The 17,152-nt window shown below is 64.8% G+C and carries 17 protein-coding genes; 11 read left to right on the top strand and 6 right to left on the bottom strand.

The annotated features are described in order from the left end of the window. Positions 1–110 precede the first annotated feature (110 nt). The 4 genes from B4M43_RS08190 to B4M43_RS08175 form a co-directional block, all read right to left on the bottom strand. Positions 111–1,007 carry a formylglycine-generating enzyme family protein gene (locus B4M43_RS08190; protein WP_296265930.1) on the bottom strand — a complete coding sequence of 299 codons (897 nt, stop codon included), beginning with the start codon at positions 1,005–1,007 and terminating at the stop codon, positions 111–113. A 392-nt stretch (positions 1,008–1,399) separates the two neighbouring features. Beyond that, complete coding sequence (locus B4M43_RS08185) at positions 1,400–1,873, bottom strand: nuclear transport factor 2 family protein (protein ID WP_296265928.1); 474 nt, start codon at positions 1,871–1,873, stop codon at positions 1,400–1,402. A 99-nt stretch (positions 1,874–1,972) separates the two neighbouring features. Then, entirely contained in the window at positions 1,973–2,428 is a 456-nt protein-coding gene (locus tag B4M43_RS08180; protein WP_296265926.1) for a hypothetical protein, read from the bottom strand. Positions 2,429–2,481: 53 nt separating this feature from the next. Then, positions 2,482–3,477, bottom strand: a complete 996-nt coding sequence (locus B4M43_RS08175; protein ID WP_296265925.1) for a hypothetical protein — start codon at positions 3,475–3,477, stop codon at positions 2,482–2,484. Positions 3,478–3,870: 393 nt separating this feature from the next. Between B4M43_RS08175 and B4M43_RS08170 the strand changes: the two genes are divergently transcribed. The 5 genes from B4M43_RS08170 to B4M43_RS08150 all read left to right on the top strand — a co-directional run bounded on the left by B4M43_RS08170 (position 3,871) and on the right by B4M43_RS08150 (position 8,068). Further along, on the top strand, positions 3,871–4,311 hold the full coding sequence (locus tag B4M43_RS08170; RefSeq protein ID WP_296265923.1) for a DUF2231 domain-containing protein: 441 nt from the start codon (positions 3,871–3,873) through the stop codon (positions 4,309–4,311). Further along, entirely contained in the window at positions 4,308–5,600 is a 1,293-nt protein-coding gene (locus tag B4M43_RS08165) for a PQQ-dependent sugar dehydrogenase (RefSeq protein ID WP_296265921.1), read from the top strand. The genes B4M43_RS08170 and B4M43_RS08165 overlap by 4 nt, the downstream gene beginning before the upstream one ends. A gap of 630 nt (positions 5,601–6,230) precedes the next feature. After that, positions 6,231–6,482 (top strand): hypothetical protein, encoded by a 252-nt coding sequence (locus B4M43_RS08160; protein ID WP_296265919.1) that lies wholly within the window; start codon positions 6,231–6,233, stop codon positions 6,480–6,482. 21 nt (positions 6,483–6,503) lie between these two features. After that, a complete protein-coding gene (locus B4M43_RS08155) occupies positions 6,504–7,052 on the top strand; it encodes a hypothetical protein (RefSeq protein ID WP_296265917.1) in 549 nt (182 codons plus the stop codon). 137 nt (positions 7,053–7,189) lie between these two features. After that, positions 7,190–8,068, top strand: a complete 879-nt coding sequence (locus B4M43_RS08150; RefSeq protein ID WP_296265915.1) for a hypothetical protein — start codon at positions 7,190–7,192, stop codon at positions 8,066–8,068. Between the two features lie 192 nt (positions 8,069–8,260). On the opposite strand, the gene B4M43_RS08145 is transcribed toward B4M43_RS08150, so the two are convergent. Next, positions 8,261–9,220, bottom strand: coding sequence for a methyltransferase (locus B4M43_RS08145; protein ID WP_414707832.1), 960 nt, complete (start codon positions 9,218–9,220; stop codon positions 8,261–8,263). A gap of 23 nt (positions 9,221–9,243) precedes the next feature. Next, a complete protein-coding gene (locus B4M43_RS08140) occupies positions 9,244–10,620 on the bottom strand; it encodes an iron-containing redox enzyme family protein (RefSeq protein WP_296265910.1) in 1,377 nt (458 codons plus the stop codon). A 197-nt stretch (positions 10,621–10,817) separates the two neighbouring features. Here B4M43_RS08140 and B4M43_RS08135 point away from each other — a divergent pair, with 197 nt between their 5' ends. The 6 genes from B4M43_RS08135 (at position 10,818) to B4M43_RS08110 (ending at position 17,141) form a co-directional block, all read left to right on the top strand. After that, entirely contained in the window at positions 10,818–11,102 is a 285-nt protein-coding gene (locus B4M43_RS08135) for a YceK/YidQ family lipoprotein (protein ID WP_296265909.1), read from the top strand. A 349-nt stretch (positions 11,103–11,451) separates the two neighbouring features. Next, positions 11,452–12,663 carry a methyl-accepting chemotaxis protein gene (locus tag B4M43_RS08130; protein ID WP_296265907.1) on the top strand — a complete coding sequence of 404 codons (1,212 nt, stop codon included), beginning with the start codon at positions 11,452–11,454 and terminating at the stop codon, positions 12,661–12,663. 9 nt (positions 12,664–12,672) lie between these two features. After that, positions 12,673–13,041, top strand: coding sequence for a response regulator (locus B4M43_RS08125; protein WP_296265905.1), 369 nt, complete (start codon positions 12,673–12,675; stop codon positions 13,039–13,041). A 23-nt stretch (positions 13,042–13,064) separates the two neighbouring features. Further along, on the top strand, positions 13,065–13,352 hold the full coding sequence (locus B4M43_RS08120; protein ID WP_296265903.1) for an STAS domain-containing protein: 288 nt from the start codon (positions 13,065–13,067) through the stop codon (positions 13,350–13,352). Positions 13,353–13,392: 40 nt separating this feature from the next. Beyond that, positions 13,393–15,453 (top strand): chemotaxis protein CheA, encoded by a 2,061-nt coding sequence (locus tag B4M43_RS08115; protein ID WP_296265901.1) that lies wholly within the window; start codon positions 13,393–13,395, stop codon positions 15,451–15,453. Between the two features lie 29 nt (positions 15,454–15,482). Then, a complete protein-coding gene (locus tag B4M43_RS08110; protein ID WP_296265899.1) occupies positions 15,483–17,141 on the top strand; it encodes a methyl-accepting chemotaxis protein in 1,659 nt (552 codons plus the stop codon). Positions 17,142–17,152: the final 11 nt, after the last annotated feature.

Here is a 17,152-nt window from a genome sequence, read left to right as displayed (position 1 = left end):
CTGTGTGGGAGCGGCCGGTTCGGCGCTCCGATCAGCCGCGATGGCCGGCATCGCCGGCCTGATTCAGGCAGCGCGCATTTATAGCTGTCGGAGCGCCGACTTGGCCGTGCTTACAGCTCGCGGGCCACGCGGAAACCCAACCAGTCCCCACGCCGCTCGGTATGGCGGTAGTTGCGGTTGCCCGAGCGCGAGAAGATCGGCGCTTCGGTCCAGTCGTTGCCGCGGATCATGCGCACCACGCAGTCGCCCGCCGTCCAGGCGCTGCCGTCGCTCGGGGCGCCTTCGTAGGTGTCGTTCTGGCAGTCGGCGGTCCATTCGTAGACGTTGCCGTGGGCGTCGTAGATACCGAAGGCATTCGGTGCGTAGCTGCCGGCCGGGGCGATGTAGCTGAAGCCGTCTTCGGGGCCGTAGGTGTTGGCGTGCTGGGCGATGCTGTAGGGCTTGCCCGGGTCGCGCGGGAACGGCTGCGGGCCGGTGCTGCCGGCGCGTGCGGCGTATTCGCGTTCGGCTTCGCTGAGCAGGCGGTAGTGCTGGCCGGTCTTCTTCGACAGCCAGACGGCGTAGGCCTCGGCTTCGCGGTAGTCCATGCACACGGCCGGGTAGCGGGCGGCGTCGTGGCTTTTGTATTCCTTGGTTTCGCTGTAGCGCGGCACCCCGGCGATGCACTCGCGGCCGGGGCGGTCGTCGCCGCTGGGCATCGTGTAGCCCGTGTCGGCGAGGTAGGCCTGCCATTGGCCGTTGAGCACCTGGAAGCGGCTGACGGCGAAGGGCTTGGCGAAGGTCACCTGGTGCAGCGGGCCTTCGTCGTCTTCACGGCCCTGTTCGCCGTCGGGCGTGCCCATGGTGAAGCTGCCGGCCGGCAGCACGACCATGTCCGGGCAGCCGGGCTTGCAGTCGGTGAACACCTCGCCGGCTTTGGCGGGCGCTGCCTGCGACCAGGGCGCTAGGACGCAGAGCAACGCGCCGAGGGCGACGCGGGAGAAGGCGGTGCAGAGGGGCTGGGTCATGGCGCGAGGGGTTCCCGGAACGTGGAGGCGATGGGCGGCGCGGCAGCGGCTGGCTTCAGCTGGCTGCGATGACGCCTGTGGCATTAGCGTTGTCTGGGAGGACGAGTGGACAGCGGGGGGATTTAACGGGCAGGTGGGGCGCTGGGCGTTTCGCTCTCGAGCGGCGGTAGGCGACGCAGAGGGTTGATGGGCTGGTCTATGACGGGTGTTGGCGCAGTGCTGCCGGGGCTGGCCTATGACGGATATTGGCGCAGCGCTGCCGGGGCTGGCCTGCAACGGGTATTGGCGCAGTGTTGCCGAGGCTGGCCTGTGGCAGGCATTGGCGCAATGCTGCCAAGACCCGCCTTGGCGCTGACAGGGCCTTGGCCGCTACGCGGTACGCCGAAGCGGAGTCAAAGCCCGAGTTCCGACAACCCCGGGTGGTCGTCCGGACGACGCCCCAGCGGCCAGCGGAACTTGCGTTCGGCTTCGCCGATGGGCAGGTCGTTGATGCAGGCGAAGCGGCGGTGCATCAGACCGTTGGCGGCGAACTCCCAATTCTCGTTGCCATAGGAGCGGAACCAGTTGCCCGAGTCGTCATGCCATTCGTAGGCGTAGCGCACGGCGATGCGGTTGTCGGCGAAGGCCCAGAGTTCCTTGATCAGGCGGTAGTCGAGCTCCTTGCGCCACTTGCGGGTGAGGAAGGCTTTGGCTTCTTCGCGGTTGCTGACGAACTCGACGCGGTTGCGCCATTGGGTGTCGGGGGTGTAGGCCAGGGATACCTTTTCCGGGTCGCGGGAATTCCAGCCGTCTTCGGCGAGGCGGACTTTTTGCACGGCCGTCTCCAAGGTAAAGGGGGGCAGGGGTGGGCGGCTGTCGGTGGTCATGGCGGGCTCCGGGGACGAGGTGATCGATGGCGTGACGGATGACTGTGCCGTAGCGAACGACGTTCCGGTTTTTGCGATAGGCGGCAGAACTTCTTCCGCTCATGCATCGCGCAGAGCTTCGTGTGCCGTCGAAGCCTCGCCGGCCTGCCGCCGCGCTCGACGCCGCGCCACCTTGAGCATGACCAGCCCCGTGATGCCGGGCATGGGGAAGATCAGGATGGCCGTTTCCACCCAGCCCAGCGAGCCATCGGACAAAATCATGGCCAGTACGCCGCTGTTGAGGATCAAGCCCCAGATCAGTGCGACGACCACAGCGGTGACCACACGAGGGTCGGCGTGCGGCGCCGGTTTTTCGGCCATGGCTTCGGCGAACGCTTTCCAGCAACCGCGCAGGCCGTAGGCCGAGATGATCACGATGGGAATGGCTATCCCCGGCGCGCTGAACAGCAGAATGATCAGGAACGGCAAGCCGACCATGAACGACCAGGTGACCGGGACCAGCCCGACCAGGGCGCCGAGGCTCAGGTAGATGCGCAGTTTCTTCAAAGGGGTCATGGGCGACTTGTCTCCAGGCGTCGAGGTTCGGGCAGGGTGGGCGTTCGCATGGCTCAGGGGCTCTCGGGCGGGTCGGGCGTGGAATTGGCGTCCTCCAGGTCCTCCAGGTCCTCGATGACCTTGAGCACCTGCCCGTCCGCGGCCTGCACCACGGTGTGTCCACCGGCCACGACCTGCCCGCTGCGCGTGTCGCGAGCCTGCAGGTCGTTCGGCAGGTAGAACTCCAGCTCGCCAGCGCGGTGCATGAGCTGGGTCCCGGCCGAGTAGCACATGGGCCCGAACTCACCGGGCCGGTCGAGCACGCCGCTCCAGGCCTGCGGCTGCCCGTAGGGCCGCGTGCCTCGCATGCTCAACGAATGCAGGCGCAAGCCGAGCACATCGACCGATCGCTCTTCGTCGCGGGCGACCCACCACTGCGCGCCAGCGATCAAGGTCACCGGCCCTGGCCAAACGATACCGCCCAGGCGTGTACCTGCGGCCAGCACGCAACGGTCAAGTGTCCATTGGCTTGGCTTGAACCTGGCGCCTGTAGGCACGTGGAGCTCGACGATGCCTGGCTCGCATCGCCAGCCGTCCACCGTTTGGCCGCTTGAGGTATGAAGCTGCGCACGGGTGTCCGACAGCTTCAGGCTGTGCACGGACATGCCTTTGATAATGAGGGGGTCGGGCGCAAAAGACGCTTTGTCCAAGCTGTCCATACCCCAGGGGATGGGCAGGCCGGGGGGCGAGGGGATGGGTTCGATCCGCTCGAGGTGCGCCCGTGTGCCTGCCGGCAGCACCAGCTCACCGAGTACCGTTTCCCGCTCCAACCGCGGATTCTGCGCACGCCACGTTTGCCATTCTTCGCTGTGTGACAGGCTATAGGGCACGCTGGCGACCACCAGCAGCGCCAACAACGCCGCGAAGCGCCCGCTGCGGGCGAGGATGTAGCGGTTGCTGCGCGGGACCATCAGCGCCACCACCGCGGTGAGCATGAGCCAGAGGAAGATGGTGCTGGAGATAAAGGCCAGATAGCCGCGCAGCAGAAATTGAAGGTCGACGGACGTCATGGCCATCCTTGGGAGCCTCGAACAGGGGGGCGCAGGGTAAACCAACGCAGCGTCCGAGCCAAAGGTCGCCCTCGACCGTTCAAACGCCACCAAACCATCGAACCCAAGTTCGCCCTCGACCGTTCGAACGCCACCAAACCATCGAACCCAAGCTCGCTCTCGACCGTCCGAACACCACCAAACCATCGAACCCAAGTTCGCCCTCGACCGTCTGAACGCCACCAATCCATTTGATAAGGGCTGTATGTCAAAACGTTTCAGTGGGCTGTCGAACCTGAACTAACCCCCCCGCAGCGCAATCCTTCTCTATGCGCAGTCAGCACCCGCCAGATGGACCGGTTCCTTCGCACCGGCCGTCGTCCCCCTCGGATCGCCGAACGATAAGGAACCGCCGTGACCACGACCACCTACCCCGACTACCGGTGCCGACCCGGCCCGCTGCATTCGATCCTCCTGGGCGGCAGCGTGCCACTGTTCCTCGGCGCCTTGCTCAGCGACATCGCCTACAACAACACCTTCCAGATCCAATGGGCCAACTTCGCTTCCTGGCTGATCGCCGGCGGTCTGTTGTTCGCAGGCCTGGCGCTGCTGTTCGCGCTGGGCAACCTGGTCCGTGCCGAGCACAAGGGCGGCCGCCCGGTGCTGTACTTCATCCTGCTGCTGGTCACCTGGGTGCTGGGCCTGGTCAACGCTTTCGAGCACGCCAAGGACGCCTACGCCGTGATGCCGTCGGGCCTGATCCTGTCGGCCATCGTCGCCGTATTGATCCTGATCACCGCCTGGCTGGGCTTGAGCAATCTGCGCAGCGACCTGCGCACGGGAGACGCCCGATGAAAACCTTAGGCGCATTGACCACCCTCAGCGTGGCGCTGCTGCTCAGCGCCTGCGGCGGCGAAGCCGACAGCACCCTGGCCCGCGGCCCCGACCCGAAACTGCCGGAGCCGCAGCGCGGCCTGCTGCCGAGCATGAAGATTGCCGAACCCGAGGCCTGGGGCGAGCAGAAACCCACCGTGCCGGACGGCTTCAGCATCACCGCCATCGCCACCGACCTGAAGATTCCGCGCCAGACCCTGGTGTTGCCCAACGGCGATATCCTGGTGGCCGAAGGCCGTGGCGGCAACGCCGCCAAGCTCAAGCCCAAGGACGTGATCGCCGGCTACATCAAGGCCAAGGGCAACACCCAGGTCAAAGGCGGCAACCGCCTGACCCTGCTGCGCGACGCCGACGGCGACGGTACCTACGAGACCAAGACCGTCTTCGCCGAAAACCTCAATGCCCCTTACGGCCTGGCCTTCTTCGACGGCAACCTGTACGTCGCCAACCAGGACGCCGTGGTGCGCTTCGCCTACCAGGACGGCCAGACCCAGGCCAGCGGCGCACCGACCAAGCTGGTCGACCTGCCCTCGGCGATCAACCACCACTGGACCAAGTCCATGACCATCAGCCCCGACGGTCGCTACCTGTACGTCGGCATCGGCTCGAACAGCAACATCGGCGAGCGCGGCATGGAAGTGGAAATCGACCGCGCGATGATCTGGCAGATCGACGCCGCGACCGGCATGCACAAGCCTTACGCCACCGGCGTGCGCAACCCCACGGCGCTGAGCATCCAGCCCGAGACCGGCCAGCTGTGGGCGGTGGCCAACGAACGCGACGAACTGGGCCCGGACCTGGTGCCCGACTACCTGACCTCGATCCAGGAAGGCAAATTCTACGGCTGGCCGTACGCCTACTGGGGCCAGAACGCCGACAAGCGCGTGCAGCCGTTCAAGCAGGAAATGGTCGATATCGCCACCAAGCCGGACTACAGCCTGGGCTCGCACGTCGCGGCATTGGGTGTGGACTTCTCCATTCCCGAGATGGGCACGCAGTTCGCCAACGGTGCCTTCGTGGGTGAGCACGGCAGCTGGAACCGCGACAACCCGGTGGGCTACAAGGTGATCTTCGTGCCGTTCGCCGATGGGCGGCCGTCGGGCGAGCCGGTGGACTTCGCCACAGGGTTCCGCAGCGAAGACGGCAAGACCCGTGGTCGGCCGGTGGGCGTGACGGTGGATCCGAAAGGGGCACTGATCATTGCCGACGACTTGGCCAACACTGTGTGGCGCGTGACGCGCAACCGTTGAGCGAGAAGCCCCGGCGCAGGGTGACTGCGCCGGGGCTTGTGGCGGCTGTTAAGAAGCTGCTACAGCGCAAGCTTCGACCAATGCTTCCGCTCTCTTCCTTGAGCAATGTGTGACGGCAGCCGGCGCTTCGCGGCGCCCAAGCCCTGCGCGCGTCAAATGAGACGCCACCTATTTCGATCAGCGATGCCTACCGTCAGCAGCAACTTTCGACGCCGCCGATGCGGCAGCGAGATATGCCCTCAAGTATCGGAATTCGAATGCAACCGGCCCTCAATACGTCCCCTGGTTCCCGCCGGCCGGCAGTGCCATTGCAAGCACTTGCATACTTGCAAAGCCGCGACATAGTCACCGACCCTGATCTACAGGCGAGCATGGTAAGGACACTCCGAATGTGGTTCAAACCCCTTGCGTTAGGCGTTCTACTGTTGCCATTGGTGAGCGCGTGCGTTGCCAAGTCCTTCCAACCGCCTTCCAATGCATGAAGCGCGCAGGCTATACACGCGCCGATGGTCTCGACCTGTGTGCGTTGGCTAAGGGTCGTGAGCTGAAGGCTTGCGCTTCAGCCCATTGAAACGATGAAGATACTGATCCGATTGCGATGAGTTGCCCACACACAAGGAAGATCACTCCATGAAATATGCACTGTTCGCAACACTGTTCCTCGCCCTTGGCGGCTGCGTGACCCTGTCCGGCGTATACACCGTCACTGCCCAGGACGCCTCGGGCAAGCCGATCCCGAAACTCGGCAAGATCGTTGCCGAGGGCCGGCACATCTACACCGCGCGCAATGCCATGTGCAGCATCGCACCGGACGCCACGGTGATCATCCGTAACGCCGACACCGGTGAAGAGCTCAAGGGCGAGAGCCCTCACCGCTGCTGACTGCACTGACGAGGAGCGCTCATGAAAACACTACCGATCCTCGGTTTGGCCGTGGCCGTGAGTGGCTGCGGCAACCTCTCCAATATCCGCGCGTTTTCCACCGATTACGTAGAGCCCAGCGCCGGTGAGACCGCACGCCTGCGCGTAGTCACCAACGGCATGGTGCGCGGCATACCCGCTAGCGACTGTATCGACTGGCGTGTGCCCGGCGCCGGAGTGATGGCGGTGGCCAAGTCCGGATTCGCCGACCGCAACAATGGCCGCAGCCTGGGTATGCCCGTGGGCAGTTGGCGCCTGAATGAGCCGAGCCTGGCGAGTGCCGAACTCAAGGTGCCGGCGGGCAAACCCTTCATCCTGAATTTTCTGAGCGAGGGGTATGGCTCGGCAGGCCGGTCGCGCAATTGCCGACAGTCGTATCGCTTCGTGCCCAAGGCCGGCCAGGACTACGAGGCGATCTTCTACGAGGCCGGCGGGTGTGTGGTGGCGTTGCGGCGGTTGTATCAGGAGGGCTGGACAGAGACTGGACCTATGGAAAGGGCAGAGCTTTGTCGGATGACGGACGCGCTTTAACACCTCATGGCGGGCGAGGCGTTCGATGTGCCTCGCCTAGATACTCCAATGCCACGTCACCAGTCCATCGGACTGAACGCCCCTTCGCCTGCGCGGTTCTCAAATGGAACATCCAGTGAGTTTTGCAGGGGTTCGAGATGACGATCACCATCAACAGCTATACCACCGTGAAGAAACGCGAGCGCGTGCCGCACGACGTCTTCGCCCACTACTGGCGCGACGTGCACGGGCCGCTGTGCTCGCGGTTGCCGGGGTTGGGTCTGTACATCCAGCACCATTTCTCGCGCAACCAGGATGCGCATTTATGGCCGCTGGCTGACGGTGTGCGTGAGATTGCGGACTACGAACTCGATGGCGGCGTGGAGATCGGCTTCAAGTCCGCCGACCAGCAGGCACGCTTCAAGGAAGCCAGCCCGTTGCTGTTTTCGGACGAGCAAAACATGTTCGAAGAGACGCTGGCCTACGACCTCCCGCAAGGCTCGCTGATGGTGAAGAACCTGTTGGCGGACGAGCGGCTTAACGGGCTCGACCATGCCGACCGGATCCATGTGCATCTGAGCCCACGGCAGGGGTTGGAGGATTTGCAGGCGTACGTGCGCGACCAACTGGCGCCGGTGCTGGCGGCAGATGCTTCAGTGCTGAAAGTGCAATTGCACCTGTGCGCACCCTTCGAGAACGACGGCAACCATCCACCCGCGCCGAATGTGGCGCACACGGCAACGCCGGAACGGATGGAGCTGGTGGTGATGGAAGTGGCGTTTGGCAACCCGGTGGCGCGGCGGCGATTCTTCGACAGTGAGGCGTTCAAGAACACCTTGGCGGATCAGGCTCGGCATATACGGTCGCTGAAAGCGTTTGCCGTGAGTGGCGTGTACAAGTACGTGGTCGATGGCGAAATGACTACGGCCGGACTGCGCGGGAGCCGGGCGGCGGAGTTGATCGAGTATCTGGGGGCTGTCAATCAGCTGGAGAGTAAGGTGGAGGCGGTGTTCAAGAGCGTGGAGGCTGCGCAGTAAACCGACTTGACGCAACACAGGCTTGGCGCATTCCTGTTGGAGATGGGCTGGGTCTGCTTGCACCGCTTAAGGAGGAAGCAGGCTGTCAGTAGCAGGCTTTGCGCGAGTTGCCCCTGTCTTGCCTACCAGGGTGCTGACCTTGATTGAAGTTCCAGCACCCTGGGTGTCGAAAAGTAAGCGTTGCAAGCTCGCTTACGGAGTCTTGGTCACGGTAAGCACGACCGCAGCGATGCGCTCCGCGCAGGCGTAATTGTCCGACTCCAGCTCCTCTCCAAACACATCCGGATCGACCTCGCGATACGACCAGGTAAACCCTGGCTTGTCGACCAGAGGCTGGGCGCTTTCCAGGAACAGGTCGGTGCCGTCCACCCAAGGGGTGCCCGTGTAAAGAAGAAGGGTGCCACCCGGCGTCAACCGGTCCAGCGCTTGCTCGACGATACGCACGGCCAGTTCCGACCCCAGGCGATCGCCGCCATGGCGGTAGGCCCGCTTTTGCGTGTCCTGCATGTATGGCGGGTTGGCGACGATCAGGTCGAACTGGCCCGAAGCCCCGTTCAACAGGTCGCTGTAGCGAGGCGAAACGTTTTCGGTCTGCGCCAAGGCCGCGTTGACGGCCGTGAAGCGCAGCGCGGTCGGGTTGATGTCCAGCGCCTGTACCTGGGCTTCGGGTCTGGCGTGGGCGATCACGATGGCGCCCGCGCCGCTGCCGCAACCGATGTCCGCCGCAGTGCGTATGGGATGCGTCGAAGCGCCTAAGTGCGCTTCGATGGCCTGGGCGAAGCGGTAGGTGTCGGGGCCGAAGAAGACGGCATCGCGCGCAGTGGTGGGGAAGCCCGAGTGGACGAAGAGCAGCTCGCCCAGGCTTGAGTAGCGCACGGTACTGATCCAATGCCCGTCCTGAGCGCGGATGACCTCGCTTTCCCATAATGCCTCAGCTTCCACGCCAGGCAGCACATGCGCTTCGAACGGGCGGTTCCAGCCGAAGACATCCCGCACGTCACGCGCCTCACGGTTCTGCGCTCTTTCGTTGTTGCGCTGGTGGGTCAGCGGCGTGACGGTCATGAACCGGTAGTTGTCCGCCAGCAACTGGCGGCCCATCTGTAGCAAGGCCAGATCATGGGCCCGCTCTTCAGGCGCAGCAGCCTCATCCATAGCTGCCTGGGTATCGAGTGGGCTCATACCGCCAACGATCCTTCCGCAAGTTTACGGGCGTACACGCGAGTGGCACTCAGCCCCTCGGGCGTCGCATGGTGCGCGGGCGACAACAGGTCGATCAGCGCGTCCGTCGCCACCGTAGTGCGGGACGACGCAGCCGTGGACGCCGCATCAGCCGACAGGCGACGGCGGAACTGCGCACGGAAGGGGTTCTGCCGTCTGGCCGCGTGCTCGTCGAGCCAATCCCCGGCGATCCAGTCGCGCAACAGCTGCATTTCATAGCCGTTGAACACCCCGAACATCGGCGCGCCCGGCCCGTCCATCAACTGCCAGAAACGGCTGTCGGCCGGGTCCTGGTTGTGTTTGATCCAGCCCTTGTTCTCCAGCACCGTGAGGAATTCGCGGCAGCGCCCAGGCTCCGACAGCCACTCGTTGACCGTGCGCCCGTCGAGACGGCAGTAGTCGGAGTGCAGGTGCTGGCCGAAGGTACGCTTGCGCTCCAGCATGGCGACCACTTCCTGCTCCAGGTCGAAGCCGGAAATCACGGCTTTGGTGCCTTTGCCCAGTTCGTTGAGCAAATAACCGGCGCGCATTCTGGCGATGAAGTCCTCACGGGTATCGTCCGTGGGCAACAGGTCCAGCACAGTGTCCACCGCCTTGCGGGCATGGCCGGTACTGGCGTTGTCGATGGTGACGTGGAGGGTGAAGTAATAGGGGTCGATGCCCAGCTCGTTCAGCTCGAACGAAGAGATGAGCAAGTGCAGCGGCAATTGTTCGTAGCCCAGGTTGTAGCCGAGCAGTTCGGGCAGGTATTCGTCGCCCAGGTGGCCGAGCGCCAGCTGGATGGCGCCTTGCACGTACAGCGCCTCTTCGAGCAGTTCGGTCGGCGCGCAGTCGTGGTCGGCCAGCAACTTGCGGTAGAGCACGACATGGTTCAGGCCGGGATCGCCGTCGCCCAACTCTTCCAGGTAGGTGCGGATCAGGTTGTGGTAGCGCCAGTCGCCGGCGTGGGAGAGCGAGTTGTACAGCCAGGCGCCGTCGACCAGTTTGGTCGGGGCCACGTGTTGGAGGAAGTACAGGGCATGGGCCTTGCTGCCGAAGTATTGGCGGCCCTCGCCGGCATGCCGGCCCTTGAGGTACTCGCGGTAGGCGCAGGCGACAGCGTCGCCGTTGTCTTCGATCCAGGTCGGCAGGTCGTCGAGGTTTTCGGGTAGGCCTTCGACTTCGTCGCCGAGTTGTTTGGCTTGCGCCAGTTGGGCTTGCAGAAAACCGCGTACCGGCGTCAGGTCGGTGTCTTGCGGATGGCGTAACAGAGCGTGGTAAACCGAAACGGGGGTACAGGCTTCCGGCGGCGTGGTGGCAGTCAGGCGTGGGGCGAGATTTCGCAGGGAAGTCATACGGGGCCTACACGGTTTTATGGTTTCTAAGTGGGAGGTAGGCGTGGCGGGATAAATTCCATAGAGTTCGGTGTGGGCTGACCGGTGGTGGCGGGCCGTTCGAAAGCGCTGGCGGCCTTCGTGCTGACCAGCAGGTATGCTACCGGCACGCCGCAATCGGACGACCACGGACGACGGCTTCATTCATAAGGAAATCCATGCGCGCAAGAGTCCTGCTGTTGGCCCTGTCGCTGTCGTTGAGCGGTTGTTTCAGCACCTTGGGGCATTTGAGCGGGGACCGCTGCGTGTATCACGGCACGCGGTTGTCCTGGGTCTGGGCGACCGAACCCAGCCTGTCGGGTGGCTGGCCCTTTCTGATCGATACGCCTTTTTCGGCTGTGCTGGATACGGTGCTGCTGCCTTACGACCTGACCGCGTTCCTGCCGGAGGACATGGGCGGCGACCACGAGCCATGTGAGATCAGGCCATTGAGAATCATGTGACGGGTTACCAACCAGAGGGAACGACTTCTTCGTCGTTCGCTTAAAAATCCAGGCGACTATTCCCTGTCGCCAAAGCAACTCGCCATCGCCACAAACCGCCTCTTGTCCCGCGCACCCCGCCAGCAATTGCAGCAACAGCCGCCAAGACGCTGACATCTTTAGCCTCCCAAAAACCGGTGCCGATGGTTTCGCTCGGGCGAAATCCGGACGGCTGTGGACACTCCGAGCACACAGGCATCCGCCGGTCATGAATCGGACGGAAGGCACCTAGATTGTCTAAAGTTGTTACAAACAAGGCTGATAACCCTTTTGTCATCTCCACCCGCTACACCGTTCAAGGATCGAACTCATGACCCAGCGTCAGTCCAGCCGCATTGCCTCTCCCGGTGTTCCGCGTCTTAGTTGGTTTGCGTTCGTTCCTGTCGTTCCGGCCGTCATCTGGATACTCGTGCAATCGACCTCGACGGCCAACCTGCTGGCCTGCGCGGCACTGGCAGCGATCGGCCTGGGTGCCTGTGCCTGGAGCGCGGCCTCGCAGCGCAACGCACTGCAACGAGCGCTCGCACAGGCGCAAGCGGAGCAGTCGAGTGCGCATGCGGACGACGGCATGGCCGTCCGGGCACAGCTCGACGAAGTCCTGCTCGGCGCCATGCCCATCTGGGCCAAGCAGGTGGAAAGCTCGCGCCACCAGACCGAAGAAGCCATCGTCAGCCTGGCGGATCGCTTCACCGGGATCGCCACCCGCTTGCAGGAAACCGTACAGGCGTCGCAGCACGCGGCCGGCGAACTGGACGGGCAGGCCGCTGACGGCGCCCTCGAAGCGCTGGCGCGCAGCGACGGCGAATTGAGCCAGGTGATCGACTCGCTCAAGGCCACCCAGACCAGCCGCGACCAGACCCTGGCCCAGGTACGCAGCCTGACCGCCTATACCGGCGAACTGCGGACCATGGCCGCCGATGTGGCGGCGATTGCCGCACAGACCAACCTGCTGGCCCTCAACGCGGCCATCGAAGCGGCGCGTGCCGGCGAGGCCGGTCGCGGCTTCGCGGTGGTGGCCGATGCGGTGCGCAGCTTGTCGAGCAAGTCCAGCGAAACCGGCCAGCAGATGTCGGCCAAGGTCGACATCATCAACAACGCCATCACCCAACTGGTGCAGGCCGCCTCCAACAGCGCCGACCAGGACAGCCATTCGGTGAGCGAGTCCGAACACACCATCCAGGTGGTGCTCGCCCGCTTCCAGAGCATCACCGGGCGTTTGGCCGATTCCGCCGACCTGCTCAAGCAGGAAAGCCACGGTATCCGCGACGAGATGACCGAGGTGCTGGTCAACCTGCAGTTCCAGGACCGGGTCAGCCAGATACTCAGCCACGTGCGCGACAACATGCACGCCCTGCACGGGCATCTCGTGCAGGCCAACCAGGCCCCCGACCAGCCGCTGGCCATCGACGCCCGGCAATGGCTGGCGCGCATGGAAACCACCTACGCCACCGAGGAGCAACGGCGCCTCCACCATGGCGAGGCGGCGGTGCAACCCAATTCCCAAGACATCACTTTCTTCTAGGAGCCCAGCATGGCGAAGAATGTATTAGTGGTCGACGACTCCAGCAGCGTACGGCAGGTGGTCGGCATCGCGCTGAAAAGCGCCGGTTACGACGTGATCGAGGCCAGCGACGGCAAGGACGCCCTGAACAAGCTGACCGGGCAGAAGGTGCACCTGATCATCAGCGACGTGAACATGCCCAACATGGACGGCATCACCTTCGTCAAGGAGGTCAAGAAGCTGGCCAGCTACAAGTTCACGCCGATCATCATGCTGACCACCGAGTCCCAGGCCTCGAAGAAGGCCGAAGGCCAGGCCGCGGGCGCCAAGGCCTGGGTGGTCAAACCGTTCCAGCCGGCGCAGATGCTGGCGGCGGTCTCGAAACTGATCCTGCCCTGACACCCGGCGCCAGGGAGGCCGACATGCCGCTCACCCTCGAAACCCTCGACGGCACCACCCAGGTGGGCGTCGACGGCGAACTCACGATCTACACCGTCGCCGAACTGGCGGGCACCTTGCTGCCGCAGATCGGCGCCGCGCCGCGCCTGGCGCTGGACCTGTCCCAGGTCACGGAAATGGACGGCGCCGGCTTGCAGTGGCTGGCCGTCGTCCAGCGCGAAGCCGGCCTCGCCGGCAGCGCCTTGCAGGTGACCGGCCAGAGCCAGGCGGTCACGCAGGCGCTCCAACTGTGTCGCAGCGCCGCGCTGTAACCGGCACTGCTCCGTTCATCGCTCGACAAGGAAGGTCCAGGTGGGCATCAATCTCGATCAGGCATTGCAGACCTTCATCGTCGAGGCGCGCGAACTGTTGCAAGCCATGGAGCAATCCCTGCTGCAACTGGAAAGCGACCCCGACGACCAGGATGCCCTCGGCGCGATCTTCCGCGCCGCGCACACCATCAAAGGGTCCGCCGGGCTGTTCGGCCTCGGGTCGATCGTAGGCTTCACGCACATCGTCGAAGACGTGCTCGACCGCCTGCGCGAGGGCAGCGTGGCGGTGGACGCGGCCCTGATCGCGTTGCTGCTCAAGTGCGGCGACCACATGCTCGAACTGATCGACGTGGTCGCCAGCCGCGGCGAGGCGCCGAGCCCGGCCGCGCTGGCCCGCGACGAAGCCCTGCGCGAGGCGCTGAGCGCCTATCAGACGTTACGCACCGCCACTGCCGACGCCGCTCCCGCGGTACTGGCCGACGACGCGCAGGCCGACGTGCTCTGGCACATTTCCCTGCGTTTCGGCGTGGACGTGTTCCGCAATGGCATGGACCCGCTGTCGTTCCTGCGCTACCTCGAAACCCTGGGGCAGATGGTGCAGGTCACCACTTTGACTGACAGCATTCCCGCCCTGGAACACTGGGACCCGGAAAGCTGCTACCTGGGCTTCGAGATCGACCTGCGCTCGACGGCCAGCCAGGCCACGCTCGTTGAGGTGTTCGACTTCGTGCGCGACGACTGTGAGGTGCATATCCAGGCGGTCGACGAAACGCCCGACAGCGACGTGCCCAGCAACAGCGGCGTGGCCACCGGCAACGACCTGATCGTGGCGCATGCCGAGCAGGATTCGGCGCCTGCTCCGGCCCAGCGCCTGCCGGCCAACACCGAGGCGAAAACCCGCGACGGCAGCTACGTACGGGTCAACGCCGACAAGCTCGACGCGTTGATCAACCTGGTCGGCGAACTGGTGATCGCCAGCGCCGGCGCGAGCCTGCTGGCGCGCGCCTGCGACAACGACCCGCTGCAGGAAGCCACCTCGACGGTGTCGGGGCTGGTGGAGGACATCCTCGACGGCGCCCTGCACCTGCGCATGGTCCCCATCGGCGAGACCTTCAACCGCTTCCGCCGCGTGGTGCGCGACGTCAGCCAGGAACTGGGCAAGGACATCGAGCTGATCATCGACGGCGCGGACACCGAGCTGGACAAGACCGTGGTGGAGAAGATCGGCGACCCGCTGATGCACCTGCTGCGCAACGCCATGGACCACGGCATCGAAAGCGCCGAGGCGCGGCGTGCGGCGGGCAAACCGAGCAAGGGCCACCTGAGCCTCAACGCCTACCACGACTCCGGCAGCATCGTCATCGAAATCGCCGACGACGGCGCCGGCCTCGACCGCGAGCGCATCCTGGCCAAGGCCCAGGAGCGTGGGCTGGTGGCGAGCGGGGCGGTGCTCACCGACCAGGAGGTCTACAACCTGATCTTCGAAGCGGGGTTCTCCACCGCCGAGGCCGTCACCAACCTGTCCGGGCGCGGCGTGGGCATGGACGTGGTCAAGCGCAACATCACCCTGTTGCGCGGCACCGTCGACCTCGACAGCCGCCCCGGCCAGGGCACGTTGGTGCGCATCCGTCTGCCGCTGACCCTGGCGATCATCAATGGCTTCCTGGTCGGCATCGACCAGTCCACCTACGTGATTCCGCTGGACATGGTCCAGGAGTGCATCGAACTGGACGACCGCCAGCGCCAGTCCGGCCGCGACCAGGGCTACCTGGACCTGCGCGGCGAGGTGCTGCCCCTGGTGGACCTGCGCGACCACTTCGACCACGAAGGCCCGCCCGCGCGCCGGCAGAACGTGGTGGTGGTGCGCTACGCCGAGCACAAGGCCGGGCTGGTGGTCGACGACCTGCACGGCGAGTTCCAGACCGTGATCAAGCCCCTGGGCAAGCTGTTCGGCGCCCTGCGCGGCATCAGCGGCTCGACCATCCTCGGCAGCGGGGCGGTGGCCCTGATCCTGGACGTGCCGGCCCTGCTCAACCAACTCGTACAACTGGAAGCCCGCACGGCCCAGGCGCCTCAGTCGCCGACGCCTTCCGCCCGCTGACGTCTTTGCAACTCCATGGAGGTTCCCCGATGAAATGGTTCTACGATCTCAAGATTTCCACCAAGCTGATCAGCTCGTTTCTGGTGGTCCTGGCACTGACCGGGGCCATGGGCACCTTCGCCATCCTGCAGCTCGGTGCCGTCAACCATGCCGCTCAGGAGATCAAGAGCAATTGGATGCCCTCCATGCGGGCAGCGGCAGGCATGCGCTTTTTCGCCGCCACTTACCGGTTGAAGGAAAACCGCCACCTCAGCACCGAGATCGCCGAAGAAAAGACCCAGGCCGAACGTGAAGCCGAAGAGGCGCGCGAGCAGTTCGAAACCCGCATGCAGACCTACGAGCCGCTGGTGGCCAGCGACGAGGATCGGCAACTGCTGCTCAGCGTGAGAAGCGCCTGGGACGCCTACCTCGAGAGCAGCAAACAGGTGCTGGCGCTGTCCCGTCAGAACCAGGAAGCGCAGGCGCGCAGCTTGCTCCGGGGCGAATCCAAAGGGCACTTCGACGAGGTGACGGCACGCTTGCAGAAAATGGTCGAGCTCAACGATGCCGGTGCGAGTGCTGCGGGTGACAAGGGCTCGGCGCTGTACGAGCGTGCCCGCGTGTCGATCATCGCGGTGCTGGTCCTGGCATTGCTGATCGGCCTGGGCCTGGCGCTGTTCATCGCACGGATCATCTCCCGCCCCCTGCGCCAAGCCGCGAGCGCCGCCGAGCACCTGGCCGAAGGCAACCTCAACGCGCACATCGAGGCGGGTGGCAAGGACGAGACCGGCATGGTGCTCAACGCCATGCGCAACATGGTCGGCAAGCTGGCGCACATCATCGGTGAAGTGCGCAACGCCGCCGACAACCTCGCCAGCGCCTCCGAGCAGGTCAGCGCCACCGCGCAATCGATGAGCCAGGCCACCAGCGAGCAGGCCGCCAGCGTCGAGGAAACCAGCGCGTCGGTGGAGCAGATGAGCGCCAGCATCAACCAGAACACCGAAAACGCCAAGGTCACCGACGGCATGGCCAGCAAAGCCGCCAAGGAAGCCACCGAGGGCGGCGAATCGGTGCAGCAGACGGTGGTGGCGATGAAGAAGATCGCCCAGCGCATCAGCATCATCGACGACATCGCCTACCAGACCAACCTGCTCGCGCTCAACGCCGCCATCGAGGCCGCACGGGCCGGCGAGCACGGCAAGGGCTTCGCCGTGGTGGCCGCCGAAGTGCGCAAGCTGGCCGAACGCAGCCAGGTGGCCGCCCAGGAAATCGGCGAGCTGTCGTCGAGCAGCGTGGACATGGCCGAGAAGGCCGGCAGCCTGCTCGACGAAATGGTGCCGTCGATCAACAAGACCTCCGACCTGGTGCAGGAAATCAGCGCCGCGTCCGAAGAGCAGGCCGCCGGGGTCGCGCAGATCAACACGGCGATGACCCAGCTCAACCAGGTGACCCAGCAGAACGCCTCCAGCAGCGAGGAGCTGGCGGCCACCGCCGAAGAGATGAGCAGCCAGGCCGAGCAACTGCAACAGGCCATGAGTTTCTTCGTACTCGATGCAGCGTCCAAGCCTGCGCCTCAGAGCGGCGGCACGGACAGCCCCGGCAGCACGCCCAACCGCCAACCGCCACGCAGCAAACCCGTGCCGGCGCGCAAGGCGTTCGCCTACAACATGGCCAGTGCGCCGGACGAGTCGGATTTCACCCGTTTCTGATCCCACGATCG

The organism is Pseudomonas sp. UBA6562 (genome assembly GCF_002434265.1).
Classification (GTDB): Bacteria; Pseudomonadota; Gammaproteobacteria; order Pseudomonadales; family Pseudomonadaceae; genus Aquipseudomonas.
The sequence above is the reverse complement of the archived record's forward strand: the minus strand, read 5'-3'. Positions and strand labels throughout refer to the sequence as shown.